Raw genomic sequence first — 24,256 nt, forward strand, 5'->3', positions numbered from 1 at the left:
CAGGTTACGATGAGGCAGTGGCACTTGCTGACGGGCGCTTGAATCACGACCTCGACCCCGCCGAGCGCGGTCCCCAGGACGCCTGCGGGGTGTTCGGGGTGTGGGCTCCGCACGAGGAGGTCGCCAAGCTCACCTACTTCGGCCTCTACGCGCTGCAGCACCGCGGCCAGGAGTCCGCTGGGATCGCCGTCAGCAAGAGCACGCCGCGCGGCCAGCAGATCATGGTCTACAAGGACATGGGGCTGGTGTCGCAGGTCTTCAACGAGGCCACCCTGGAGTCCCTCGGCGGCGCCCACCTCGCCGTCGGGCACTGTCGCTACTCCACCACCGGTGCGAGCGTGTGGATGAATGCGCAGCCCACCTTCCGCTCGACCGCGGCAGGCAGCATCGCGCTGGCCCACAACGGCAACCTCACCAACACCCTCGAGCTGCAGGAGTGGCTGCACCAGCGCGACGACGAGTCGGCCGAGCTGCTGCCGGGCGCCCTTTCCCAGGAGGCCACCACCGACACCTCCCTGGTCACCGCGCTGATGGCCACCTATCCCGGTCTGAGCATCGAGGAGGCCGCCGTCGAGGTGCTGCCCCGGCTGCGCGGGGCGTTCAGCCTGGTCTTCATGGACGAGGAGACCCTGTACGCCGCGCGGGATCCTCAGGGCATCCGGCCGCTGGTGCTGGGCCGGCTGGAACGGGGCTGGGTGGTGGCGAGCGAGACCGCCGCGCTGGACATCGTGGGCGCGTCCTTCATCCGTGAGGTGGCTCCCGGTGAGCTGATCACCATCGACGGGGACGGACTGCGGTCGCGCACCTTCGCGACGCCGGAGCCCAAGGGCTGCCTGTTCGAGTACGTCTACCTGGCCCGGCCCGACACCATGATCTCGGGCCGCCGGCTGCACTCGGTCCGGGTCGAGGTGGGCCGGACGCTGGCGAAGGAGTTCCCGACCGACGCCGACCTGGTCATCCCGGTGCCGGAGTCGGGCACGCCGGCCGCGATCGGCTACGCCGAGCAGTCCGGCATCCCGTACGGCCAGGGCCTGGTCAAGAACTCCTACGTCGGCCGGACCTTCATCCAGCCCAGCCAGACGATCCGTCAGCTCGGCATCCGGCTCAAGCTCAACCCGCTGCGCGACGTGATCGCCGGCAAGCGGCTGGTGGTCGTCGACGACTCGATCGTCCGCGGCAACACCCAGCGAGCCCTGGTGCGGATGCTGCGCGAGGCCGGGGCCAAGGAGATCCACGTCCGGATCTCCTCGCCGCCCGTCAAGTGGCCGTGCTTCTACGGCATCGACTTCGCCTCCCGCGCCGAGCTGATCGCCACCGGCCTGAGCAGCGACGAGATCTGCCGCTCGATCGGTGCGGACTCCCTCGGCTACGTCTCGCTCGACGGCCTGGTCGCGGCAACCGAGGTCGGCAAGGACGCGCTCTGCCGGGCGTGCTTCGACGGCGTCTACCCGGTCGAGCTGCCCCTCAGCGAACGGCTGGGCAAGAACGTCCTCGAGGACGCTCACGGCCGCCACGACACCCACGGTCGCCACGTCGTCAGTCCCGTCAGCGTCGGGGCCGGGGACGCCCTCGCCCGCCCGTGACCACGGAGCAGTCGGCCTACGCCGCGGCCGGAGTCGACATCGAGGCGGGCGACCGGGCCGTCGAGCTGATGAAGGAGTGGGTGGGCAAGACCCGCCGCCCCGAGGTGCTGGGCGGGATCGGCGGCTTCGCCGGACTCTTCGATGCGAGCCGGATCGCCGGCATGCGCTCCCCGGTGCTGGCGACCTCGACCGACGGCATCGGCACCAAGGTGGCGATCGCCCAGGCGATGGGCGTGCACGACACCATCGGCTTCGACCTGGTCGGGATGGTCGTCGACGACCTGGTGGTGTGCGGCGCCGAGCCGCTGTTCATGACCGACTACATCGCGTGCGGCAAGGTCGAGCCTGAGCGGATCGCCGCGATCGTGAAGGGGATCGCCGAGGCCTGCACCGCGGCGGGTTGTGCCCTGCTGGGCGGCGAGACGGCCGAGCACCCCGGCCTGCTGGAGCCGGAGGAGTACGACGTCGCGGGGGCGGCGACCGGTGTGGTCGAGCGGGACCGGATCCTCGGCGCCGACCGGATCGTCCCGGGCGACGTGGTGCTGGCCCTGGAGTCCTCGGGCCTGCACTCCAACGGCTACTCGCTGGTGCGACACGTGCTGCTCACCCGGGCCGGCTGGAGCCTGGACCGCGACGTGCCCGAGCTCGGCCGGACCCTCGGGGCCGAGCTGCTCGAGCCCACCCGGGTCTACGCCCTGGACTGCCTCGCCCTGCTCGACGTGGTCGAGGTGCACGCGATGAGCCACGTCACCGGCGGCGGCCTGGCCAACAACCTGGCCCGTGTCGTGCCCGCCTCGTGCTCGGTCACCATCGACCGCGGCACCTGGACCCCAGCCCCCGTCTTCGACCTGGTGCGGCGGGTCGGGAGGGTGTCGACGCCTGACCTGGAGGCCACACTCAACCTCGGCGTGGGGATGGTCGCGGTGCTGCCGGCCGACGCCGCGGACGCGGCGATCGGGTTGCTCGGCGAGCGGGGGCTGCGAGGGTGGGTCTGCGGTACTGTCGAGCCAGCCGGCGGCGCCTCCGACCGCAGCGCCCGTGCCGGCACCGTGAGCCTGGTCGGTGAGCACCCTCGCGGCTAGTGGTCCTGCCTCCACGGGCCGAGCCCTGCTTTGCAGCGTGCAGACCATTGGGTAGCATCGTGGGCACGACAGCATATTCAACCTGAGCCGCGGCCGAGGCCGCCGGCAGACAAATGCGAGGGGGTCGACCCGATATGGGGCGCGGCCGTGCGAAGGCGAAGCAGACCAAGGTCGCTCGCGAGCTGAAGTACCGATCGTTCGACACGGACTTCACCTCGCTCGAGCAGGAGCTTCGGGGGTCGGATGGGCAACAGATTCCGCCTGCCTACGCTGATCCGGCCGACGATCAGGTCGAGGACGACGACGGGTACCAGGCGCTCCGCAAGTCCGGCTAGTCCTGCCGCACCGGTCCGTCGAGCCAAAGGTTGCTCGTCCGGCTGCCCTGAAGTGAAGATCTGTGGGTAAATGCCCCACCATGGGCCGCTGGCGTTCTAGCCTGTCCGCATGAGTCAGCCACCATCGGACGTACCCGGTCCGTCCTCCGCTGCGAGCGACGACCCGAACCAGCCGCCCTACGGCGCCGGGCCGAGTTCTGCGACCTCGGCCAACGACCCGGCGGGCTACCAGCAGCAGACGCCTCCGCCGGCCTACGACCAGCAGGCGCCGCAGGGCTACCCCCCTCAGCAGGGCTACCCGCCCCAGCACGGCTTCCCGCAGCAGGGCGACTACCCCCCTCAGCAGGGTGGCTACCCGCCCCAGCAAAGCTACGCCGGGCAACCGGGCTACCCACCGCAACAGGGCGGTTACCCGCCCCAGCAGGGCTACCCGCCCCAGCCCTACGGTCAGCCGGGCTACCCGGGCGGCGGCGCACCGGTGTCGGAGAGTGACGAGAAGCTCTGGGGCCTGCTGTCCCACATCTCGATCCCGTTCTTCGGCTTCATCGGCCCGCTCATCGTGTACCTCGTCTACAAGGACCGCAGTGCCTGGCTGAAGGAGACCTCGGTCGAGGCGCTCAACTTCTCGATCCTGTACACCATCGTCCAGGTCGTCTGCTCGGTGCTGGTCGCCGTGGTGGTCGGGGGCATCCTGCTGCCGCTGGTCTTCATCGGGGGCCTGGTGCTCTGCATCCTCGCCGCCATGGCCTCGAACCGGCACGAGCTCTACCGCTACCCGGTCAACTGGCGGCTCATCAAGTAGCCGCTCCTGGGGCGTCTGGCAGGCTGGACCGGTGACCGAGTGGAATCCCGACCTGCTGCCGGGCTTCGAGGCCACCGATCTCGTCCTGCCGGACGCCGCGCGCGCCGCCGGTGAGCCGGACGACGTCGAGATGGTGGCCACCCTGGTCCGGCGGTCGGGGCCGGTGGCTCCTGGCCGCCCGCCGGCCCTGCTCTACGTGCACGGCTGGAACGACTACTTCTTCCAGACCCACCTCGCCGACGCGGTCGAGGCGATGGGGTACGCGTTCTACGCCCTCGACCTGCGGCGCTATGGCCGTAGCCTCCGTCGCGGTCACCTGCCCGGGTTCGTCACCGACCTGGACGAGTACCAGGTCGAGCTGGACGCCGCGACGGACCTGATCGCCGAGGAGCACGACGGCCTGCTGCTGATGGGGCACTCGACCGGCGGCCTGGTCACCGCGCTGTGGGCGGCCGCCCGGCCCGGCCGGCTGTCCGGGCTGGTGCTCAACTCACCGTGGCTCGACCTCCAGGGCTCACCGCTGATCCGTACGGTGGGCAGCCCGCTGATCGACGCGCTGGGCAGCCGCAACCCCACGTCGGTACTGCGGCTCCAGCCTGATCTGGGCTTCTACGCCCGGGCGCTGCACCGCACTCTCGAGGGTGAATGGGACTACGACCTGGAGCTGAAGGTGACGCCCAGCCCGCCGATCCGCGCCGGCTGGCTGCGCGCCGTCCTCGCCGGCCACCAGCGCGTCGCTGCCGGTCTGGGCATCGACGTGCCGGTCCTCGTCCTGGCCTCGGGCGCCACCGACTTCGGCCGACGCTGGCACGAAGGGCTGCGCACCGTCGACAGCGTCCTGGACGTCGACCAGATCGCGGCCCGCGCCGTCAAGCTCGGACGCCACGTGACCCTGGTCCGGATCCAGGAGGGGATGCACGACCTGCTGCTCTCCGCGCCGGAGGTGCGGGCCCGGGTGGTCGGGGAGATCGCCCGCTGGACCGCCGCCTACGCCGACCCGGCCGCCTCGACCCGGGCCCCCTAGGACGAACCTGTGGGTGCCCCTTGGGTGTCTGCGGTCAACCCTGATTAGATGGTGCAGTGACTGAGATGCCGCATGTCGTTGTCGTCGGAGCAGGTTTCGCTGGTCTGTCGGCCACGAGCGAGCTGGCCAAGGAGGGTTTCCGGGTCACCCTCATCGACCGGCACCCCTACAACACCTTCCAGCCCCTGCTATACCAGGTGGCGACGGGCGGTCTGAACGCCGGCGACGTCACGTACTCGCTGCGCTACTTCGCCGCCCGGCACAGCGGCGTCCGGTTCCGTCGGGCTGGGGTGACCACGATCGACCACGACTCGCGCGAGGTCGTCTGCGACGACGGCGTCCGGGTCGGCTACGACTACCTCGTGGTGGGCACAGGTATCACCACCAACCACTTCGGCATCCCGGGTGCGGCGGAGTACACGATGTCGATGTACACCCGCGCCGACGCCCTGAAGGTGCGGGACACGATCTTCGGCAGCATGGAGATCATCGCCGGCATGTCCGACCCCAACACGGGCGCCTTCACCATCGTCATCGTCGGCGGCGGCGCTACCGGGGTGGAGATGGCCGGCCAGCTGGCCGAGCTCAAGACCGAGGCGCTGCCTCAGACCTATCCCGAGCTGAACCCGGCGCAGGTCCGCGTGGTGATGGTGGAGATGGGCGAGGTCCTGCTGGCCCCGTTCGACGACAGCCTGCGCCAGTACGCGCTGCAGGAGCTGATCAAGCGGGGCGTCGACGTCCGGCTCAAGACCGCCATCTCGGAGGTGCACCCCGACCGGGTGGACTTCAAGGACGGCTCCTCCATGCCCGTCGACCTGGTCATCTGGGCGGCCGGGGTCTCCGGCAGCCCGCTGCTGCGGGAGTGGGGCCTGCCCATCGGCCGCGGCGGTCGGATCGAGACCAACGGTGACCTCCGGGTGATCGGTTTCGAGAACGTCTTCGCCGTCGGCGACGCCAGCGTCACCGTGGAGAAGCCGCTGCCCCAGCTGGCGCAGCCGGCCATCCAGTCCGGCAAGTTCGCCGCCCGGCAGATCGCCCGGCTGTACCGCGGCCTGGACACCGAGACGTTCGCCTACTTCGACAAGGGCACCATGGCCACGATCGGCCGGGGCGACGCGGTCCTGCAGATGCCGAACGGCCTCAAGCTGCGTGGCGTCACCGCGTGGCTCGGTTGGATCTTCCTGCACATCCTCTACCTGCTCGGCGGCCGCAACCGTCTCCAGACCCTGATGAGCCTGGGCTCCCGCTACGTGCTCCCGCGCCGCTCGAACACCATCGTCGGCGACGTGATGGAGACCCCGAAGCTCAAGGCCATCAAGAACTCCTGAGCCGGACGCCTCACCCCGCCCCAGCCCTGGCCCGGCTGCTCCGGGGCGATCTGCTCGGGGGGTCGAACCCCGACGGTCACTTCACAGCCCGTGGCCCATCTTGACCCTGCGCCAAGGTCTGTGACGTCGCCCGGAGGGCTGTGAAGTGACCGTCAGATCTCGGTCGGGCCAGCCCACGGTCGAGCGTACCGGGGTGGGGCTCGGGCGAGCGGGTCAGACGGGGAGCTTGCCGCGCAGCATCGAGTGGCCGGAGTGGGCGGGATCCTTGTCGCCGGCCGGCTCCTGGGAGACGTCGACCAGCGGGTTCCGCGCCAGCTGCATACCGGGTGGGATGGGGAAGCGGCCCGCGTTGCCGTCCAGGTAGCCCATCGCCACCATCGGCTCGGCCAGGCTGTCGGTCAGCCACACCTCGCGCGGGCCGGTGGCCGGCTCCGGGGAGCTGATCTGGACGACCAGGGTCTGGCTCCCCTTCCGGTCACGCTCGACCCAGGCCCGTCCGGACGAGCCGGCATAGGGCGGCAGGGCGTTCAGCTGGATGGAGCTGACGGTGGACTCGGCCGGAGACAGCTGGTCGAGGTTCGCGCCGATGCCGATCCCGACGACCAGAGCGAGCGCGGCCGCCAGCACGAGGGCTGCGGCTCGCACGCCGCGGCGGTTCGGCGGGACCGGGGTGGGGCCGACCGGGACGACGTCTGCCCCGGGTGCGTCGGGCGGACCGGAGGCACCGCCGTCCAGCTGCAGTTCCTGCCGGATCCGCTGCCAGACGTGGGGTGGTGGGCTGGTCAGGGCGTCCCCCTCGGTCGTACGTCGCCCGAGGTCGGTGACGGCGCGTAGGGAGCCCAGCTCGGCCCGGCACTCGGAGCACTCAGCCAGATGAGCGTGCTCGAGCGGCGACCCGACGCGCTCCCCGAGCGCCAGCAGGGCGAGGAGGTCAGGATCCGTGTGCACGAGAGGAGACCTCCAATCGGCGTCGGAGCTTGATCAGGCTTCGCCGGATGTGGCTCTTCACGGTGCCCGGCGGCAGCTGCATCCGCTCGGCAATCTGGGCGTGGGTCAGGTCCTCGTAGAAGGCCATCTTCAAGACCCGCTGCGGGACCTCGTCCAGCCGGGAGATCTCGTCGGCGATGATCAGCCGGTCGGCGATGTCCAGGGTGGTGTCGGGCGGGACGCCGAGGCTCGCGCTCATCTCGCTCTGGATGCGCCGCTGCCTGGTGCGGCTCTGGTGGGTGTCGGCCACCTTGTTCCGGGTGATGCCCATCAGCCAGGCCGACAGGCTGGCCCGCTCGGGCTTGTAGGTGTGCCGCCCGGTCCAAGCCGCGACGAAGACCTTCTGCACGACGTCCTCGGCCTCGGTCGCGTCACCGAGGGAGCGCAACGCGACCGTGAAGACGAGGGCGGAGAAGCGTCGGTAGATCTTCTCCAGAGCCACCTCGTCCCCGGCGAGGAAGTCCGTGACCAGTCCGCTCAGGTCGTCGTCTGGCGAGACGGTCACGACCTGTGGTTCCCTCCGTGGTCTGAGCATGTCACCGGCACCCGTGCCGGACTGGCCATACTCTACCCACGGCGGTCGGCGCCGAGGATGGCGTCGGTCGGGGCCCGGCACCCGGGAGCGAAGCCGTCCGTGCTGGCACCGGTCTCTCCCCTTCCGTCCGAGGCTGGTCGCCGAGCGGGTGAGGATCCGGGCCGACGTCACTGCAGGGTTCGCGCGGTCGCGAGGGTTTGGATGCAGGGCCAGGTCGGCACACGCCGCCTGCGGCCGGGGCGGGACCGGCGGTCGGGGAGAGGGTGGCCAGGGCCGGGTTCGAACCGGCGACCTTTCACTTTTCAGGCGAACGCTGCTACCAGCTGAGCTACCTGGCCGTGGGCTCGACCGCCCGGACGGGACGGCGGGGCGAGCATCACAAGCGGTGACCATCCGACTGGGATGGGTCACCGCTTTTGCGACCCCGACGGGACTCGAACCCGCGACCTCCGCCGTGACAGGGCGGCGCGCTAACCAACTGCGCTACGGGGCCTCGAGAGGCCCTACTCGCTGCACCCTCACCGGGTGCCCGCGAAACTATAGCCCAGATGACCGGGCGGGGTGAAAATGATCCTCCCCGGCCGGCTGTCGTCGACGCCCTGTCGGCCCCGACGTCGATCGGTAGGCTCGACCCGTGCGCACCCGACCTGAACTCGCGGTGGCTCGTGGCGCATGACCACGGCCACGACGGCGCCGTGCACGGTCGGCGGCTCGCCCTCGTGCTCGCGATCACGGGGACGGTGCTCGTCCTCGAGGTGGTCGGAGCGCTGCTCACCGGCAGCCTGGCGCTGCTCGCCGACGCCGGTCACCTGCTCACCGACAGCGCCGGCCTGGTGCTGGCCCTGCTGGCGGTGCGGTTGGGGCAGCGGCCGGCCGACGACCGCCGGACCTGGGGCTACTCCCGCGCCGAGACCCTCGCCGCAGCCGGGCAGGCCGTCCTGCTGCTGGCCGTGGGCGGCTACGTGCTGGTCGAGGGCGTCCGCCGACTGCTCGAACCGACCTCCGTCGCCTCGACCGGGATGCTCGTCTTCGGCGTCGTGGGCCTGGTCGGCAATGCCGCGTCCCTCGCGGTGCTGTCGGGGAGTCGGTCGGCCAACCTGAACCTGCGGGCGGCGTTCCTGGAGGTGCTGCTGGATGCCGTGGGCTCGCTCGCGGTCGTGGTCGCCGCGGTCGTCATCGCCGTCACGGGTTGGACGCGGGCGGACGCGGTGGTCTCGCTCCTGATCGGCGTCCTGATCCTGCCGAGGACGATCGCCCTGCTCCGCGACGCCACCCGGGTGCTGCTGGAGACGACCCCGGCCGGGCTGGATCTCGCCGACGTGCGCCGGCACATCCTCGAGGTTCCGCACGTCCAGGAGGTGCACGACCTGCACGCCTCCCAGATCGCGACCGGCCTGCCGGTGCTCAGCGCCCACGTGGTCGTCGACGACGCGTGCTTCTACGACGGTCACCTGCCCCGGCTGCTGGACGACCTGCAGCACTGCGTGGCCGAGCACTTCGACCTCAGCGTCGCCCACTCCACGTTCCAGTTCGAGCAGGCCGCGCACGTCAGCCACGAGGCGCCGGGCCACCGCTGACGCCGGGCGCGCGCTCAGGGGGTCAGGTCGAGCGCCGCCTCGGCGGCAGGACCGGACACCGGTGCGGTCGGGGCCGCGGGCGACGGTGGCTCGGGACGGGAGCGCAGGCTGATCGAGAGGATGGCCGCGACCACGCAGAGCGCGGCGCCGCCCAGCCAGGCGTAGGTGTAGGAGCCGAGGTTGTCGCGGATCACCCCGGCGGCGAAGGCGGCCGCCGCGGCGCCGAGCTGGTGGGAGGCGAAGACCCAGCCGAACACGATGGTGCCGCGGGCGCCGAAGACCCGTCGGCACAGCATGACTGTGGGCGGCACGGTGGCCACCCAGTCGAGGCCGTAGACCACCACGAACAACACGATGCTCGGATGCAGGGTCGCCGACAGCAGCCACGGGAGCAGGACGAGCCCGACCCCGCGGAACGTGTAGTAGGCCAGCAGCAGCAGCCGGGGGTCGACCCGGTCGGTCAGCCAGCCCGAGGTGATCGTGCCGACGATGTCGAAGACGCCGACGACCGCGAGCAGCCCGGCGGCGGTGGTGGTGGCCATCCCGTGGTCGTGCGCGGAGGGGATGAAGTGGATCCCGACCAGCCCATTCGTCGTGGCCCCGCAGATGGCGAACCCGCCGGCCAGGGCCCAGAACGCCCGGGTCCGGGCCGCGTCGCGCAGCGCCCCCAGCGCCGTCCGGACCGCGCTGCCGCTCGGGATCGGCCGCGGCAGCACCGTGTCGCCGCCGTACGGGGCGAGGCCGAGGTCGGAGGGTCGGTCCCGCAGCACCAGGACCACCAGCGGCAGCACCGCGAGCGCGACGGCGGCCACCAGCAGCGACGCGACCTGCCAGCCGGCGGTCGCGGCGAGGTGCGCGACCACGGGCAGGAAGACGAGCTGTCCCGCCGCGCCGCCGGCGGTCAGGATGCCCATCACCAGGCCCCGCCGGCGGACGAACCAGGCGTTGGTGACGGTGGCGGCGAAGACCAGGGCCATCGAGCCGGTGCCGAGCCCGATCAGCAGTCCCCAGGTGAGCATCAGCTGCCACGCGGCGGTGGCCAGGGCGGACAGCCCCGCCCCGGCGGCGATCAGAACGAGGGCGACGCTGGTCACCCGGCGGACGCCAAGGCGTTCCATCAGCGCCGCGGCGAAGGGCGCGGTGAGCCCGTAGAGGACGAGGTTGACGCTGACGGCGGCCGACATGGTGGTGATCGACCAGCCCAGGTCCTCGTTCAGCGGCACCATCAGCGGGCCCGGGGCGGCTCGGAACGCGGCCGCGCCGAGCAGCGCGACGAACGCGACGGCGGCGACCACCCAGGCGTGGTGGATCTTCCTCATGCGGGTCCTTGGTCTCGGGTCGGGGGGTCAGACCGCGTGCAGGAGGGAGCGCAGCTCGATCGCCTGGTCGCCGCCGAGCAGCGTCTGGACCTCGCGCTGGGCTTGGTGCCACAGCGGCTCGCCGAGGTGCAGCACGGCCAGACCCTGCTCGGTCAGCTCGATCAGCGCCAGGCGTCGGTCCCCGGCGGAACCGCCCAGCCGCACCAGTCCGTGCTTCTCCAGCACCCGGACGTTGCGCGCGGCGGTCGAGCGTTCGAGCTCGGTCCGGTCGGCGAGCTCCTGGATGGAGATCGGCTCCCCCGGTGGTCGGGCCAGCTTGCGCAGCAGACCCCACTGGGCGACGTTCACCCCGACCGGCTCGAGCGCGGCGTCGTAGCGGGCGGTGAGCCGTCGGGTCGCGGCTCGCAAGGTGGTGCAGTAGCACTCGGTGTCCACGAAGCGAGTATATGCACGGATCGTCGGTCGTCGGTCGTCGGTCGTCGGTCGTCGGTCGTCGGTCGTCGAGCTGTCGTGCGGCCCCTTCTCGGCGCCCCCCTCGCCACGGCTGCCAGCACGAACCTGTTCCTTTCGGTCCGGTCGTCAGCTCGCGCCAAAGATCGCGTCGTGATCTGCCGCGAGTACGCGGCAGATCGCTACGCGATCCGGAGCGAAGCGTGAGCTCACCGTCCAGGAGGGCACCGTTGTCGCGAGCCAGGTAGCGGACGTCGCGCCGGTGTGGGCGGCGGTTGGGGTTTCTGCCGCGGTCGCTGTCGAGAACCGGCCACTGGTTCCGTCCCTGGTACGAGCGCGGCCACAATGGGTCGCACCAGCACCAAGGAGAACTCCGATGGCCAAGTACCTGCTGCTCAAGCACTACCGGGGCAACCCGGCTGCGGTCAACGACGTCCCGATGGACCAGTGGACGCCGGAGGAGGTGTCAGCCCACCTGAAGTACATGGCCGACTTCGCGGCCCGGCTCGAGGCGTCCGGGGAGTACGTCGGCGGCCAGGCGCTGTCGCCGGAAGGGACGTTCGTCCGCTACGACGGCGAGGGGCGCCCGCCCATCACCGACGGCCCCTTTGCCGAGACGAAGGACCTGATCGCCGGCTGGATGGCGATCGACGTCGACAGCTACGAGCGTGCCCTCGAGTGCGCCGGGGAGCTCTCGGCGGCGCCCGGGGCGGGCGGGCGGCCGATCCACGAGTGGCTCGAGCTGCGTCCCTTCCTGACCGAGCCGGCCACCATCGAGGACTGAGCTCCCACGTGGACGACGTCGCGCTGCGGAGCCTGACGCCCAGCGTGCTCGGCATCCTCGTCCGCCGCGGAGCCGATTTCGCGGCGGCCGAGGACGCCGTGCAGGACGCGCTGGTGGAGGCGGTCCGGGTCTGGCCGACCGTCCTTCCGCGTGACCCCAAGGCCTGGCTGGTCACGGTGGCCTGGCGCCGCTTCCTCGACGCCACCAGGGCCGAGACGGCTCGCCGCCGGCGCGAGGACCTCGTCGAGGAGGAGCCCTCGCCCGGTCCGGCGGCGGCCGTGGACGACACGCTGCAGCTCTACTTCCTGTGTGCACATCCATCGCTGACCCCGTCCTCCGCCGTCGCGCTCACCCTGCGTGCCGTCGGGGGCCTGACCACCCGGCAGATCGCGCAGGCCTACCTGGTGCCCGAGGCCACCATGGCGCAGCGGGTAAGCCGGGCGAAACGCACCGTCGCCGGCGTGCGCTTCGACCAGCCCGGCGACGTGGGCACGGTGCTGCGGGTGCTCTACCTGGTCTTCAACGAGGGCTACTCCGGCGACGTCGACCTCGCGGCCGAGGCCATCCGGCTCACCCGGCAGCTGGCGGCCAGCGTGGACCACCCCGAGGCGGCCGGGTTGGCGGCCTTGATGCTGCTGCACCACGCCCGGAGGCCCGCCCGGATCGCACCCGACGGCCGCCTGGTGCCGCTGGCCGAGCAGGACCGCAGCCGGTGGGACACCGCCCTGGTCGCCGAGGGGGTCGACCTCCTGCAGTCGGCTCTCGCCCGCGACCGGCTGGGGGAGTACCAGGTCCAGGCCGCCATCGCGGCCCTGCACGCCGACGCCGCCACCCCCGCGGAGACCGACTGGGTACAGATCGTCGAGTGGTACGACGAGCTGGTGCGGCTGACCGGCAACCCGGTCGTCCGGCTCAACCGCGCGGTGGCCGTGGGCGAGGCCGACGGGGCGCGGGCCGGTCTGGCGGTGCTCGCGACCCTGGACGAGGCACTGCCCCGCTACACCGCGGTGGCCGCGCACCTGCATGAGCGTGGCGGCGACCTGATGCTGGCCGCCCAGCTGTACGCCGAGGCGGCCTCCAGGGCGCCCAACCTGGCGGAGCGGGACCACCTCGTCCGGCAGGCCGCCCGGCTGAACGCCTTGCCTTGATTGTCAGACAATCTGGGTGCTAGCGTGCGGCTCAGCCTTCCCCAAGGGGCGGCTGGAGCCGTAGGAGAAACGTGTGAGGGTGTTGGTCATCGGTGCGTCCGGCCTGGTCGGCGGCGCCGCCGCCGACGCGCTCGCCGAGGACGGCTGCGAGGTGCTGAGGGCCTCGCGGTCTGCCGAGCTGTCGGTCGACATCACCGATCCGGGGTCGATCCAGGCGCTCTACGAACAGGTCGGGACGCTCGACGCCGTGGTCTGCGCCGTCGGGTCGGTCCCGTTCAAGCCGCTGGGCGAGCTGAGCCGCGACGACTTCATGGCGGCGTACGTGGGCAAGGTGCAGGCGCAGCTGGACGTCGTGCAGCTCGGCACCCCGCACCTGGGTGACGGCGGCTCCTTCACCCTGACCACCGGGATCCTGGCCCGTGAGCCGATCGCCGCCGGGGCCGCCGCGTCGCTGGCCAACGGCGCTGTCGACTCGTTCGTGCTGGCCGCCGCCACCGAGCTGCCCCGGGGCCTCCGGATCAACGCCGTCAGCCCCACCGTGCTGGCCGAGGCCACGGGCTACCACTCCTCCTTCCCCGGGTTCGCTCAGGTGTCGGCGGCCGCCGTCGGCCAGTGCTTCGTCAAGGCGGTGAGAGGCGTGCAGACGGGTCGGGTCTTCGTGCTCGACGCGTGAGCCGCAGCGTCGTCGTCATCGGCGGGGGAGCGGTCGGCCTGATCTCGGCGTACCACCTCGCGCGCCAGGGAGCGGACGTCACGATCGTGGAGGCGCGTCGGACCGGCCGAGGCGCCGCCGAGGTCAACGCCGGCTGGATCTGTCCGGCCGAGGCGGCGCCGGTGCCCGGCCCCGGGATGATCGGCAAGTCGTTGAAGTGGATGCTGCGCAGCGACAGCCCCCTCTACATCCGGCCGTCGCTGGACCCGATGTTCTGGAAGTTCATGCTCGGCATGTGGAAGAGCTCGAACGGCCCCGCCCAGCGCGCCGGCCACGAGGCCCACCTGGCGCTGGCGCAGGGCACCGTCGAGGCCTATGACGACTACCGCACCGACGGGATCGAGTTCGAGCTCGAGCACGACGGTCTGCTGATGGCGTTCACCGACCGCGAGAACCTCGAGCACCACCTCGAGACCCTGGACGTGGTCCGCCGGTACGGCCGCGACCCGCAGGTGCTGCTGGGCGACGACGTCCGGGTGCACGAGCCCCTCCTGTCCGACCGCGTCTGCGGCGGCGTCTTCTTCCCCCTCGAGGAGCACGTCGACCCGAACGCACTGATGCGGTCGCTGCACCGCCGGCTCCTGGAGCTGGGCGTCACGATCCTGGAGGACTGCCCGCTCTCCGGCGCGGAGCAGTCGGGCTCGCGGCTGACCTCGGTCGTCGCCGGTGACCGCCGACTCGAAGCGGACGCCTTCGTGCTGGCCGCCGGGGCCTGGTCCGGGCCGATCTCGCGGCTGCTCGGCGTACCGCTGCCGGTCCGTCCGGGCAAGGGCTACAGCATCGACGTCGAGCCGTTCGGGCTGCGCAGCTCCACCAGCCTGTCGGACGCGAAGGTGGCGGTGACGCCGATGGCGCGCCAGCTGCGGCTGGCCGGGACGATGGAGTTCGGCGGCCTGGACGAGGACCTCAACCAGGTCCGGGTCGACGCCATCCTGCGGGCGCCGCAGGCCTACTTCCGGGACTTTCCGGCGCCCTCCCTCGACAGCCTGACGCCGCGGGCCGGCATCCGACCGATGACTCCGGACGGGATGCCGATCATCGGCCGGCTGGGCGAGCTGGAGAACGCCTACGTCTCCACCGGCCACGGGATGCAGGGCATCACCCTGGGCCCGGGTTCTGCGATGGCGCTGACCGAGCTGGTGCTGCACGACCACCTGCGCGACGTCCTCGCCCCCTTCACCCCAGCCCGCTTCACCGCGGCCTGAGCCCCCTCGCCACCCACACCTCTGGAGAAAGGACCGTCCCATGAGCCAGTACATCGACGGCGCCCGGGCCGAGTCGCTCCACGGTCGGGGTGACGTGGTCCGCGACCCGAGCAACGGGGACGTGGTGGCCGAGGTGACGCTGGCCGGGCCCGAGGACGTCGACCGTGCCGTCCGGGCGGCCCGCGCCGCGTTCCCCGACTGGTCACGCGCCACCCCGATGGAGCGGTCGACGGTGCTCAGCACCTGGGCCCGGCTGCTCGAGGAGCGCGCCGAGGAGCTCGCCCAGCTGGAGAGCCGGCAGGCCGGCAAGCCGATCCGCCTCGCCCGGGAGTTCGACGTCCCCGGCACGATCGACAACGTCGCCTTCTTCTCCGGCGCCGCCCGCGACCTGGAGGGCCACGCCACCGCGGAGTACTCCGGTGACCACACCTCCTCGATCCGGCGCGAGGCGATCGGCGTGGTCGGGTCGATCTCGCCCTGGAACTACCCGCTCCAGATGGCGGCCTGGAAGATCCTGCCGGCGGTCGCGGCGGGCAACACCATCGTGCTCAAGCCCTCGGAGCTCACGCCGCTGACCAGCCTGTTGTTCGCCGAGACCGCCGGCGAGGCCGGGCTGCCGGCCGGCGTGGTCAACGTGCTCACCGGGACGGGCGCCGACTGCGGCTCGGTGCTGCTGCGGCACCCGGAGGTGGACATGGTCTCCTTCACCGGGTCGACCCGGGTGGGCCGGACCGTGCTCGAGGCCGCGGCGACGAACGCGAAGCGCGTCCACCTGGAGCTGGGCGGCAAGGCCCCTTTCGTGGTCTTCGACGACGCCGACATGGCCGCCGCCATCCACGGCGCCGTGGCCGCCAGCCTGATCAACAGCGGCCAGGACTGCACGGCCGCCACCCGGGCGATCGTCCACCGCTCCCGCTACGCGGAGTTCGTGGCCGGCGTCGCCGATCTGTTCCAGAGCGTCCGGCTCGGCCCGACCGCGGACCCGGAGACCGACCTCGGCCCGGTCATCTCCACCGCCCACCGCGACCGCATCGCGGCCATGGTCGAGCGCGCCCGGGAGTACGCACGCGTGGTCACCGGAGGTGCGGTCCCCGGCGGAGACCTGGCCGGCGGCTCCTATTACCAGCCGACGCTGATCGCCGACGCCGGAAAGACGAGCGAGGTGATCCGGGACGAGATCTTCGGGCCCGTGCTCTGCGCGATGCCGTTCGACGACGACGACGAGGCGATCACGCTCGCCAACGACACCCCGTACGGGCTGGCCGCCTCCGCGTGGACCCGCGACGTGTACCGGGCGCTGCGGGCGACCCGCGAGATCCGGGCGGGCTGCGTCTGGGTCAACGACCACATCCCGATCATCAGCGAGATGCCGCACGGCGGGATGAAGGAGTCCGGCTTCGGCAAGGACATGTCCAGCTACTCCTTCGAGGACTACACCGTGGTCAAGCACGTGATGTTCGACATCACCGGCGTGGCCCGCAAGCCCTGGCACCGCACGATCTTCGCCGACCCGACTTCCTGAGCTCGGGCGACCTGGCTCAGCGGGCCAGGTTGGTCAGAGCCTGGTCGATGATCTGCAGGCCCTGCTCGACCTCGGCCGGGGTGATGATGGCCGGCGGCACGACGTGCAGCCGGTTGTCGGCGGTGAAGGGCAGCAGGCCGAGACCCAGCAGGTCCGACTTCAGCCGGCCCATGGCCGCGGCGTCGAGGGGAGCCTTGGTGGCGCGGTCCGAGACCAGCTCCAGCGCCCAGAACACGCCCGTGCCGCGGACCTCACCGATGACGTCGTGCTGGTCGGCCAGCGCGGTCAGCCCGGGGGCGAGGTGCTCGGCGCCGATGGTGGCGGCGTTCACGACCACGCCCTCGTCCTCCATCGCCGTCAGCGCGGCGACGATGCTGGCGGCGGCGAGCGGGTGCCCGGAGTAGGTGAGGCCGCCGGGGAAGACGCGCTCGTCGAAGGCGTGGGCGATGGCGTCGGAGATGATCACGCCGCCGATCGGCACGTAGCCGGAGTTCACGCCCTTGGCGAAGGTGATCAGGTCGGGTCGGACGTCGAAGGCGTCGAGGGCGAACCAGTGGCCCGTCCGGCCGAAGCCCGCCATCACCTCGTCCAGGATCAGGACGATGCCGTAGCGGTCGGCGATCTCCCGGACGCCCCTGAGGTAGCCCGCCGGCGGGACCATGATGCCGGCCGTGCCGGGGATGGTCTCCAGCAGGATCGCCGCCACCGTGCTCGGACCCTCCGCCTGGATGACCCGCTCCAGGTGGTGCAGGGCGCGGGAAGACTCCTGCTCGGGGCTGTCGGCCCAGAACTCCGTCCGGTACAGGTAGGGGCCGAAGACGTGGACGTGGCTGCGGGCGAACTCGTTGGGGATCCGTCGCCAGTCACCGGTGGCCACGACGGCCGCACCTGTGTTGCCGTGGTAGGAGCGGTAGCGGGAGATGATCTTGTCCCGGCCGGTGGTGAGACGGGCCATCCGGATGGCGTTCTCGTTGGCGTCGGCGCCCCCGTTGGTGAAGAAGACCTTGTTCAGGCCCTCGGGCGCGCGGGCGGTGATCAGCTCCGCGGCGCGGGCTCGGGTGGCGTTGGCGTGCGCCGGAGCCACCGTGGTCAGGGTCTGCGCCTGCTCGATGATGGCGGCGACCACCTTGGGGTGCTGGTGGCCGAGGTTGGTGAAGACCAGCTGGCTGGAGAAGTCGAGGTAACGCTTGCCGTCGTGGTCCCACACCACGCTGCCGGAGCCGCCCGCGAGCGGCAGGGGCTTGACGCTGCCCTGGGCCGACCACGAGTGGAAGACCGAGCCGGTGTCGGCCGCGGCGACCTCGGCGTTGGTCGGGTCGGCGTCGGTGGTGGTGCGCGTGTCGAGCGTGGTCATGGTGCCTTCCGGTGGTGAGCGGGCGAAGCGGCGGGCGTCGGTCCCATCTTCTCCTCCGCCGCGGCCCCGACGACAGTGGTCGGCCGGGTGCTGGCGGCGATGTGCCGGCGGACCTCGGCGGTGATCGCGGCCTCCTCACCGGCGGCGATGACGTCGACCAGCCGCTGGTGCAGGCCGGCGTCGCGGCCCGGAGCATCGCGGGCGGCCCGGTCGATGGTCATCGCGATCGAGATCTGGGCCTCGACCAGCGGCCAGAACTTCGCCAGCATCAGGTTCCCGGAGACCTCCCAGAGGGTGCGGTGGAGGTCCAGATGGGTGCGGCCGGCGGCCGTGTCGTTGTCGGTCCGCAGGGTGTCGAGGTGCCGTGCGAGGGCGGTCCGCAGCGCGGACATCGCCGGGCCGTGCGGGTCCCGGGCGATGCGCAGCGCCGCCAGGGTCTCCAGCGACACCCGGACCTCGGCGACGTCGGCCAGGTCCTGCGCGCTGGGGTGGGCCACCCGCACCCCCTTGTACGGCTCCTGGACCAGCGAGCCCTCCGAGATCAGCTGGTTCATCGCCTCCCGGACGGTGGGCCGGCTGATGCCGAGCAGCGCCGCCATCGCCGTCTCCTTGATCCGCTGGCCCGGGACCAGCTCACCCGACAACAGGGCGCTGCGGATCGAGGCGACCGCGATCTCGCGACGGGTGCTGGACACGAGCGGGGACAGGACGGGCGTGGCGTCCGGCTGGGTGCTCATCGTGCCCTCGCTTCTCCCGCTAGGCCCGCGATGCTACCGGGATTGTCTGACAAGATGCTGACGGAGGCGGGGCGGCGGCCGTGTCCACGACGAACGAGGTGGAGGAGCGCGGTGGGTCAGGTACGGGTGATCGAGTCGATCGACGTGCACGCCGAAGGTGAGCCGGGCCGCGTCCTGCTCGGGCTGCACCTGAGTGTCAAGGGCACGACGATGACCGAGCGGCTGCAGTGGTGCACCGACCACCTCGACCCGATCCGGCACCTGCTGCTGCACGAGCCCCGCGGCCACCCGGCCGTCTGCGCCGTCCTCGTGCTGCCGCCGGTCTCCGACGACGCCGACGTCGGCATCATCGTGGTCGAGCAGGGCGGGTTCCGGCCGATGTCGGGCAGCAACACCATCTGCGCGGTGACGGCGCTGCTCGAGACCGGGGCGCTACCGATGGTCGAGCCCGAGACGGTCGTCCGGCTGGACACCGCGGCCGGCCGGGTCGACGCCGTGGCCCGGGTCCGAGGCCGCAAGGTCGTCTCCGTCCAGGTGCGGAACGTGCCCTCGTTCGCGGTCAGCCTGGATCTGCCGGTCGAGGTCGCCGGCTACGGCACCGTTGCCGTCGACATCGCCTTCGGCGGCCAGTTCTACGTGCTGGCCCCGGCAGCCGCCCTGGGCGTCGAGCTCGGCCGCGCGGACGTGCCGGGTCTGGTCCGGGCGGGCATCGGCCTGCTGGCTTCGGCCCGGGAGCAGGTACCCGTCCGGCATCCCGACAACCCGGCGATCGACCAGATCGGGCTGGTCATGCTGCACGGGCCCTCCGACGAGCCGGGCATCGAGGGTCGGAACAGCGTGGTGATGCCGAACGGTCCGCTGGACCAGGCCGACCCGGGCACCTGGCGCGGGTCGCTCGACCGCTCGCCCTGCGGCACCGGCACCTCGGCCCGGATGGCCTGCCTGCACGCGCGCGGTCAGCTGGAGCTGGGCCAGCCGTTCGTCCACCAGGGCGTCCTGGGAACCACCTTCACCGGCCTGCTGCACGAGGCCACGACGGTGGGGGGGCTGCCCGCCGTGCTGCCCTCCATCGAGGGACGCGGCTGGCTCACCGGCCTCAACACTCACCTGCTCGACCCCGACGACCCCTTCCCGGAGGGCTACACCCTGAGCGACGTCTGGGGCAGCTCGAGCTTCTAGCCGTCGGGCCAGCTCTGAGCTCTTCGACCGGGCGCTCCGACTGTCAGGGTTCGAGGCCGCCGTCCTGCAGCAGGCCGCCGAGCTCGGCCAGGACCGCCGGCGAGCCGTCCAGCGGCGGCGTGCTGCGGGGCCAGGCGATCACCACGTCGGTGAAGCCCAGTGCGGACGCTCGGCCGATCTGGTCGCGGACCTGCTCCAGCGAGCGGGGTGCCCCCATGCCGAAGGCCATGTCCAGCACCCGACGGAACCCGGCCGGCGTCGGGTCGGGTCCGGCGGCCCGCTCCAGCCGGCGGACGGACTCGGCCACCCCGCCCCACCACGCCTCGTCTCCCTCGCCCGCCCCGGGCGGCTCGACCGTGCCGTTGGTGACCCAGCCGTCGCCGGTGGCCAGCGCCAGCCGGATGCCGCGCGGGCCGTTCCCGGCCACCAGCAGCGGCGGCCGCGGCTGCTGCACGCCACCGGGGATCATCCGCGCCTCCACGGCGCTGAACCACCGTCCCGACCAGCTGGTCCTGGGCGTGCGGAGCAACAGGTCGAGCAGGGTGACGAACTCCTCGAACCGGTCGGCTCGCTGCCGGCCGGTGAGGGCGGGGCCGCCCAGCACCGCGGCGTCGAAGCCGGGTCCGCCGGCGCCGACCCCCACGTTCAATCGGCCACCGGAGATCGCGTCCAGCGTCATCAGGTCCTTGGCGAAGGGGACCGGGTGCCGGAAGTTCGGCGACGCGACGAAGGTGCCCAGCACCAGTCGGGAGGTGGTCAGCGCGGCCGCCGTCAGGGCGGGCACGGTCGCGTACCAGGGCTCGTCGACGAACGCGCGCCAGGCCAGGTGGTCCAGCGACCAGCCGTGCGCGAACCCGAGGCTCTCCAGCTGGGACCACCGCGTGTCGAGCGCCGGGTTCACCTCGGGCAACAGGGCGACGCCCACCGTGATCATGGACGTGAGGATAGGGGCCTCGTCACTGCCGGCCCCGGACGGAGGGTCTCCTCTAGGGTTGAGGCCGTGCTCGCGGCGACGATCCGGACGACCGACTACCACACCGGCGGGGAGCCTTTCCGGATCGTCGCCGAGCCGCCGGTCCCGCTTCCGGGCCGCACCGTGGCCGAGCGTCGCGCCGGGGCGATCGAGGACGCCGACGTGCAGGCGCTGCGGGCGTTGCTGTGCTCCGAGCCTCGCGGGCACGCCGACATGTACGGCGGTTTCGTCGTCCCGCCTGACGACGACGGCGCCCACCTCGGCGTGCTGTTCTGGCACAAGGACGGCTTCTCCACCGCCTGCGGGCACGGCACGATCGCCCTCGGCGTCTGGGCGGTGGACAGCGGCCGGGTCGCGGCCCCCGACGACGGCAGCGTGGACGTGGTGGTCGACGTGCCCTCCGGCCGGGTGACCGCGCGGGTGCACCGCGAGCGCGGCCGGACGGTGGCCGTCGACTTCGTCAACGTGCCGAGCTGGGTCGTGGCCCGTGACCTGTCCGTCCACACCAGCCGGGGTGACCTGACGGCGACGCTGGCCTTCGGCGGCGCGATCTACGCGACCCTGCCGGCGGCGTCGGTCGGGCTGACCGTGACCCCGGAGCACCTCGGCGACCTGATCGCCCTCGGCCGCGAGATCAGATGGGCGCTGGACGACAGCCCGCAGGCCCAGCACCCGAGCGACCCGCGACTGTCGGGGGTCTACGGGACGATCTGGTACGACGAGCTCGGCGACCCCGCCGGTGAGGTGCACCAGCGGAACGTGACCGTCTTCGCCGACGGCGAGGTCGACCGTTCCCCGTGCGGGTCGGGGACCTGCGCCCGGCTCGCGGTGCTCGCCGCCGACGGCCGGCTGCCGGACGGGACGGTGCTGCGGCACGACTCGATCCTCGGCAGCACGTTCACGGGCCGGCTGCTGGGCCGCCAGGACGTCGACGGCCGGTCGGCGGTGCTGCCGCAGGTCACCGGGATGGCCTACCGGACCGGCGAGCACGTGTTCTCCGTCGATCCGCACGATCCCCTGGTACCCGGGTTCGTGCTGCGATGAGGTACCTCGACGCCGCGGCGGTGCTCGCCCTCGGCCCCGCCGCCGCCGTCCGGGCCGTCGGCGACGCCCTGCGCGCGGGGCTGGACCCGACCCTCGACCCGGCACGGTCGTCCGTGGGACTCACCCACGGCCAGTTCCTGCTGATGCCCTCGGAGACGGCGAGTGCCGCCGGGGTGAAGGTGGTGACCATCGCGCCGGGCAACCCGGGCCGCGGGCTGCCCCGGATCGGGGCCGCGTACCTGCTGTTCGACCGCGACACCCTCGCGCTGCGGGCGGTGCTGGACGGCACCGCGCTGACCACGCTGCGTACCCCGGCGGTCTCGGTCGCCGGGGTGCTGCCGGTGCTCCAGGCGCGGCCCGAGCGGGAGCTCCGCGTCGTGCTGGTCGGTTCCGGGCCCCAGGCGTACGGGCACGAGGCGACCCTGGCCGCCGTCCGGCCGCTCGCCTCGGCGACCTACCTGAGCCGGACGCCGACGGAGCCCGGACAGGTGCTGCTGGGTTCGGCCGAGGCCGCCGACGCGCTGGCCGCCGCGGACGTCGTGGTCTGCGCGACCTCGGCGCGGACCCCGCTGTTCGACTCGGCGGTGCTGCGCGAGGACGTCGTGGCGCTGGCGGTCGGCTCGCACGAGCCCGACGCCCGCGAGCTGGACGCGGCTCTGCTGGGCCGCGCGACCGTGGTGGTCGAGGACGTCGGCACGGCGCTGCGCGAGGCGGGGGACGTCGTGCTGGCCATCGGCGAGGGCGCGCTGGCCGAGGCGGACCTGGTGCCCATGAGCGAGGTGACCAGCGGCGCCTTCGTGCCGCCCCGCGACCGGCCGCTGGTCTTCAAGACCGTCGGCATGTCCTGGCAGGACCTCGTCGTGGCCGAGGAGGTCCTCGCCCGGAGCGACGAGCGCCGCTGTCAGTGAGCGGTGGCAGGGTGACCTCATGACCGACTACCTGCGCGCGGACCTGACCCACAGCCGTTTCGAGGAGGTCGACTTCAGCCGGTCGCGCTTCCACAACGTCTACTTCTCCGACACCGTCATCCGGGGCGCCTGGCTGCAGCGGGTGGAGATCGACGGCTTCGTCGAGGACGTGACGGTCAACGGCGTCAGCATCGGCCCGCTGGTCGAGGCCGAGCTCGACCGGCGCGACCCCGACCGCGTCCTGATGAGACCCACCGACGCCGACGGGTTCCGGCGGGCGTGGGATGTCGTCGTCCGGCGGTGGGACGAGACGGTCCAGCGGGCCCGGGCGCTGCCCGAGGACCGGCTGCACGAGCGGGTCGACGGTGAGTGGTCCTTCGTCGAGACCCTGCGGCACCTGGTCTTCGCCACCGATGCCTGGGTGCTACGGGTCGTCCTGGGCGACCCGGCCCCGTACCACCGGTTCGGCCTGGCGCACAGCGAGATGCCGGCCGATACCGTCGGCGTGCCGCAGGACCTGGAGGCCCGAGCTGGTCTGGAGGAGGTCCTCCAGGTGCGCAGCGACCGGATGGCGACAGTGGGGCGGCTGATCCGCGAGCTGACCGACCAGCGCCTGGGCGAGACGACGGAGCCGGTGCTCGAGGCCGGCTACCCGGAGTCGGAGTCGTTCCCCGTCCGCCGCTGCTTCCAGACGGTGCTGAACGAGGAGTGGTCGCACCGGGAGTTCGCCGAGCGCGACCTCGCCGTCCTCGAGGGCCGGTCTTCCTGAGGCGGCTCGACGGGGAGCCGTATCTGAACCACGCCGGCGTCAGTGCGACCAGCGACGGGACCACCAGGGCAAGCGTGGGTCGGACAACGGGTTGTGCCGGGTCTTGCGCTCGAACTCGGCGTCCAGGCGGGCGAGCTCGCGACGCAGCGGAGCGCCGTCCCTCCGGTTCAGCGCCTGGTCGGCCTCGTCCAGGACCGCTCGCGCGGAGGGGCCGATGAACTCGATCCAGTCGTTGAGAGGGCCCGAGAGGATGGAGACCGGCTGTCGCACGACGTCGCGCCAGGCCTGCAGCTCGAGAGCCACCGTCTCCGGTTCGAGCCCCGGCTGGCCGAGGCGGGCGAGGGCTTGGGCGGTGACGGCAGGAAGGCCGATCTCCTCCACCTGGTCAGCCGTCAGGTCAGCCGGCCTCAGCCGGTTCGGTCGCCTACGCGGCATCGATCCTGACGGTGTTGGTCGTGCTGTGTCGAGTGGTCATGACCACATGGTGGCACCCCTGCGGCAGCGATGACCACCACCGCGACGGGGGCGGTGCAGGAGAGAGCAGGCGATCTACTCAGCCGTAGCGGTGGCTCTTCTCGCTGTGGCCTGCCGGGCGGGTGCACGCGCGACCGTTCATGGACTTGTGCCCGCACAGCTCGCCCTCAGGTGTGGCGGCGGTCGGAGTGGCCTTGGGCGCTCGAGCGGGCTTGGTGCTGGGCTTGGTGATCGGCGTCGCCTCCGGTACGGCGGCGGCGGGGGCGGCCGGGGTTCCCGCGGCGGCGGCAGCCTCGCGACGGGTGGGCCCGCTGGCCCGGTTCTGGGCGTACCGGGCTTCGCGCATCGCCCGCTGGGCGTCCACCTTGCTCATCGTCGGCTCACACCACGGAGCCTACGGGGTCCTCCCGCCGCCGCCCGGCTCG

General features: G+C 72.2%; 25 protein-coding genes and 2 tRNA genes. 16 read left to right on the forward strand and 11 right to left on the reverse strand.

The genetic code is table 11. The features are described from left to right. Positions 1-17 precede the first annotated feature (17 nt). From purF to ACFE7W_RS10855, 6 genes are all read left to right on the forward strand, one after another. Entirely contained in the window at positions 18-1,583 is a 1,566-nt protein-coding gene (gene purF, locus ACFE7W_RS10830) for an amidophosphoribosyltransferase (RefSeq protein ID WP_375424772.1), read from the forward strand. After that, a complete protein-coding gene (gene purM, locus ACFE7W_RS10835) occupies positions 1,580-2,665 on the forward strand; it encodes a phosphoribosylformylglycinamidine cyclo-ligase (RefSeq protein ID WP_375424773.1) in 1,086 nt (361 codons plus the stop codon). The genes purF and purM overlap by 4 nt, the downstream gene beginning before the upstream one ends. Positions 2,666-2,799: 134 nt before the next feature. Next, the gene (locus ACFE7W_RS10840) at positions 2,800-3,000 is read left to right on the forward strand and encodes a DUF3073 domain-containing protein (RefSeq protein ID WP_375424774.1); all 201 of its coding nucleotides are present in this window, start codon (positions 2,800-2,802) and stop codon (positions 2,998-3,000) included. Between the two features lie 109 nt (positions 3,001-3,109). Then, complete coding sequence (locus tag ACFE7W_RS10845) at positions 3,110-3,802, forward strand: DUF4870 domain-containing protein (protein ID WP_375424775.1); 693 nt, start codon at positions 3,110-3,112, stop codon at positions 3,800-3,802. Positions 3,803-3,833: 31 nt separating this feature from the next. Further along, positions 3,834-4,826: an alpha/beta hydrolase gene (locus tag ACFE7W_RS10850; protein WP_375424776.1), complete on the forward strand. Its 993-nt coding sequence runs from the start codon at positions 3,834-3,836 to the stop codon at positions 4,824-4,826. 65 nt (positions 4,827-4,891) lie between these two features. Next, entirely contained in the window at positions 4,892-6,154 is a 1,263-nt protein-coding gene (locus ACFE7W_RS10855) for an NAD(P)/FAD-dependent oxidoreductase (RefSeq protein ID WP_375424874.1), read from the forward strand. 213 nt (positions 6,155-6,367) lie between these two features. Here ACFE7W_RS10855 and ACFE7W_RS10860 read toward each other — a convergent pair whose 3' ends face one another. The 4 genes from ACFE7W_RS10860 to ACFE7W_RS10875 all read right to left on the reverse strand — a co-directional run bounded on the left by ACFE7W_RS10860 (position 6,368) and on the right by ACFE7W_RS10875 (position 8,169). Then, the gene (locus ACFE7W_RS10860) at positions 6,368-7,102 is read right to left on the reverse strand and encodes an anti-sigma factor domain-containing protein (protein WP_375424777.1); all 735 of its coding nucleotides are present in this window, start codon (positions 7,100-7,102) and stop codon (positions 6,368-6,370) included. Then, on the reverse strand, positions 7,086-7,646 hold the full coding sequence (locus tag ACFE7W_RS10865; protein WP_375424778.1) for an RNA polymerase sigma factor: 561 nt from the start codon (positions 7,644-7,646) through the stop codon (positions 7,086-7,088). Before ACFE7W_RS10865 ends, ACFE7W_RS10860 begins: the two co-directional genes overlap by 17 nt. Before the next feature lie 294 nt (positions 7,647-7,940). Beyond that, positions 7,941-8,014 (reverse strand) — tRNA-Phe (locus ACFE7W_RS10870). Between the two features lie 81 nt (positions 8,015-8,095). Further along, positions 8,096-8,169, reverse strand: a tRNA-Asp gene (locus ACFE7W_RS10875). Positions 8,170-8,341: 172 nt separating this feature from the next. Here ACFE7W_RS10875 and ACFE7W_RS10880 point away from each other — a divergent pair. Then, a complete protein-coding gene (locus ACFE7W_RS10880) occupies positions 8,342-9,253 on the forward strand; it encodes a cation diffusion facilitator family transporter (protein ID WP_375424779.1) in 912 nt (303 codons plus the stop codon). Between the two features lie 14 nt (positions 9,254-9,267). On the opposite strand, the gene ACFE7W_RS10885 is transcribed toward ACFE7W_RS10880, so the two are convergent. Further along, complete coding sequence (locus ACFE7W_RS10885) at positions 9,268-10,572, reverse strand: MFS transporter (protein ID WP_375424780.1); 1,305 nt, start codon at positions 10,570-10,572, stop codon at positions 9,268-9,270. A gap of 27 nt (positions 10,573-10,599) precedes the next feature. Then, positions 10,600-11,007, reverse strand: a complete 408-nt coding sequence (locus tag ACFE7W_RS10890; RefSeq protein WP_375424781.1) for a MarR family winged helix-turn-helix transcriptional regulator — start codon at positions 11,005-11,007, stop codon at positions 10,600-10,602. 391 nt (positions 11,008-11,398) lie between these two features. On the opposite strand from ACFE7W_RS10890, the gene ACFE7W_RS10895 reads away from it, so the two are divergent. The 5 genes from ACFE7W_RS10895 to ACFE7W_RS10915 all read left to right on the forward strand — a co-directional run bounded on the left by ACFE7W_RS10895 (position 11,399) and on the right by ACFE7W_RS10915 (position 16,393). Next, complete coding sequence (locus ACFE7W_RS10895; RefSeq protein WP_375424782.1) at positions 11,399-11,806, forward strand: YciI family protein; 408 nt, start codon at positions 11,399-11,401, stop codon at positions 11,804-11,806. An 8-nt stretch (positions 11,807-11,814) separates the two neighbouring features. Next, complete coding sequence (locus ACFE7W_RS10900; protein ID WP_375424783.1) at positions 11,815-12,954, forward strand: RNA polymerase sigma factor; 1,140 nt, start codon at positions 11,815-11,817, stop codon at positions 12,952-12,954. A gap of 73 nt (positions 12,955-13,027) precedes the next feature. Further along, positions 13,028-13,627 (forward strand): short chain dehydrogenase, encoded by a 600-nt coding sequence (locus ACFE7W_RS10905; protein ID WP_375424784.1) that lies wholly within the window; start codon positions 13,028-13,030, stop codon positions 13,625-13,627. Continuing rightward, entirely contained in the window at positions 13,624-14,871 is a 1,248-nt protein-coding gene (locus ACFE7W_RS10910) for an NAD(P)/FAD-dependent oxidoreductase (protein WP_375424785.1), read from the forward strand. Before ACFE7W_RS10905 ends, ACFE7W_RS10910 begins: the two co-directional genes overlap by 4 nt. 40 nt (positions 14,872-14,911) lie before the next feature. Then, positions 14,912-16,393 (forward strand): gamma-aminobutyraldehyde dehydrogenase, encoded by a 1,482-nt coding sequence (locus ACFE7W_RS10915; RefSeq protein ID WP_375424786.1) that lies wholly within the window; start codon positions 14,912-14,914, stop codon positions 16,391-16,393. Between the two features lie 16 nt (positions 16,394-16,409). Here ACFE7W_RS10915 and ACFE7W_RS10920 read toward each other — a convergent pair whose 3' ends face one another. Both ACFE7W_RS10920 and ACFE7W_RS10925 read right to left on the reverse strand, forming a co-directional pair. Beyond that, positions 16,410-17,747 carry an aspartate aminotransferase family protein gene (locus ACFE7W_RS10920; protein ID WP_375424787.1) on the reverse strand — a complete coding sequence of 446 codons (1,338 nt, stop codon included), beginning with the start codon at positions 17,745-17,747 and terminating at the stop codon, positions 16,410-16,412. Beyond that, the gene (locus ACFE7W_RS10925) at positions 17,744-18,484 is read right to left on the reverse strand and encodes a GntR family transcriptional regulator (protein WP_375424788.1); all 741 of its coding nucleotides are present in this window, start codon (positions 18,482-18,484) and stop codon (positions 17,744-17,746) included. Before ACFE7W_RS10925 ends, ACFE7W_RS10920 begins: the two co-directional genes overlap by 4 nt. 111 nt (positions 18,485-18,595) lie before the next feature. On the opposite strand from ACFE7W_RS10925, the gene ACFE7W_RS10930 reads away from it, so the two are divergent. Further along, positions 18,596-19,663: a proline racemase family protein gene (locus ACFE7W_RS10930; RefSeq protein WP_375424789.1), complete on the forward strand. Its 1,068-nt coding sequence runs from the start codon at positions 18,596-18,598 to the stop codon at positions 19,661-19,663. Positions 19,664-19,706: 43 nt separating this feature from the next. On the opposite strand, the gene ACFE7W_RS10935 is transcribed toward ACFE7W_RS10930, so the two are convergent. After that, complete coding sequence (locus ACFE7W_RS10935) at positions 19,707-20,597, reverse strand: LLM class flavin-dependent oxidoreductase (protein WP_375424790.1); 891 nt, start codon at positions 20,595-20,597, stop codon at positions 19,707-19,709. A gap of 66 nt (positions 20,598-20,663) precedes the next feature. On the opposite strand from ACFE7W_RS10935, the gene ACFE7W_RS10940 reads away from it, so the two are divergent. Genes ACFE7W_RS10940 through ACFE7W_RS10950 form a run of 3 tightly spaced genes read left to right on the forward strand, consistent with a single transcriptional unit; the run spans position 20,664 to position 23,357 of the window. Continuing rightward, the gene (locus ACFE7W_RS10940; RefSeq protein ID WP_375424791.1) at positions 20,664-21,680 is read left to right on the forward strand and encodes a proline racemase family protein; all 1,017 of its coding nucleotides are present in this window, start codon (positions 20,664-20,666) and stop codon (positions 21,678-21,680) included. Then, a complete protein-coding gene (locus ACFE7W_RS10945) occupies positions 21,677-22,588 on the forward strand; it encodes an ornithine cyclodeaminase family protein (RefSeq protein ID WP_375424792.1) in 912 nt (303 codons plus the stop codon). Before ACFE7W_RS10940 ends, ACFE7W_RS10945 begins: the two co-directional genes overlap by 4 nt. A 19-nt stretch (positions 22,589-22,607) precedes the next feature. Continuing rightward, positions 22,608-23,357, forward strand: a complete 750-nt coding sequence (locus ACFE7W_RS10950; protein ID WP_375424793.1) for a DinB family protein — start codon at positions 22,608-22,610, stop codon at positions 23,355-23,357. A gap of 39 nt (positions 23,358-23,396) precedes the next feature. Here ACFE7W_RS10950 and ACFE7W_RS10955 read toward each other — a convergent pair whose 3' ends face one another. Beyond that, positions 23,397-23,792, reverse strand: coding sequence for a hypothetical protein (locus ACFE7W_RS10955; RefSeq protein ID WP_375424794.1), 396 nt, complete (start codon positions 23,790-23,792; stop codon positions 23,397-23,399). Positions 23,793-23,910: 118 nt separating this feature from the next. Further along, entirely contained in the window at positions 23,911-24,204 is a 294-nt protein-coding gene (locus ACFE7W_RS10960; RefSeq protein WP_375424795.1) for a hypothetical protein, read from the reverse strand. Between the last annotated feature and the right edge of the window lie 52 nt (positions 24,205-24,256).

The sequence above is a fragment of the uncultured Friedmanniella sp. genome (assembly GCF_964244285.1).
Classification (GTDB): domain Bacteria; phylum Actinomycetota; class Actinomycetes; order Propionibacteriales; family Propionibacteriaceae; genus Microlunatus.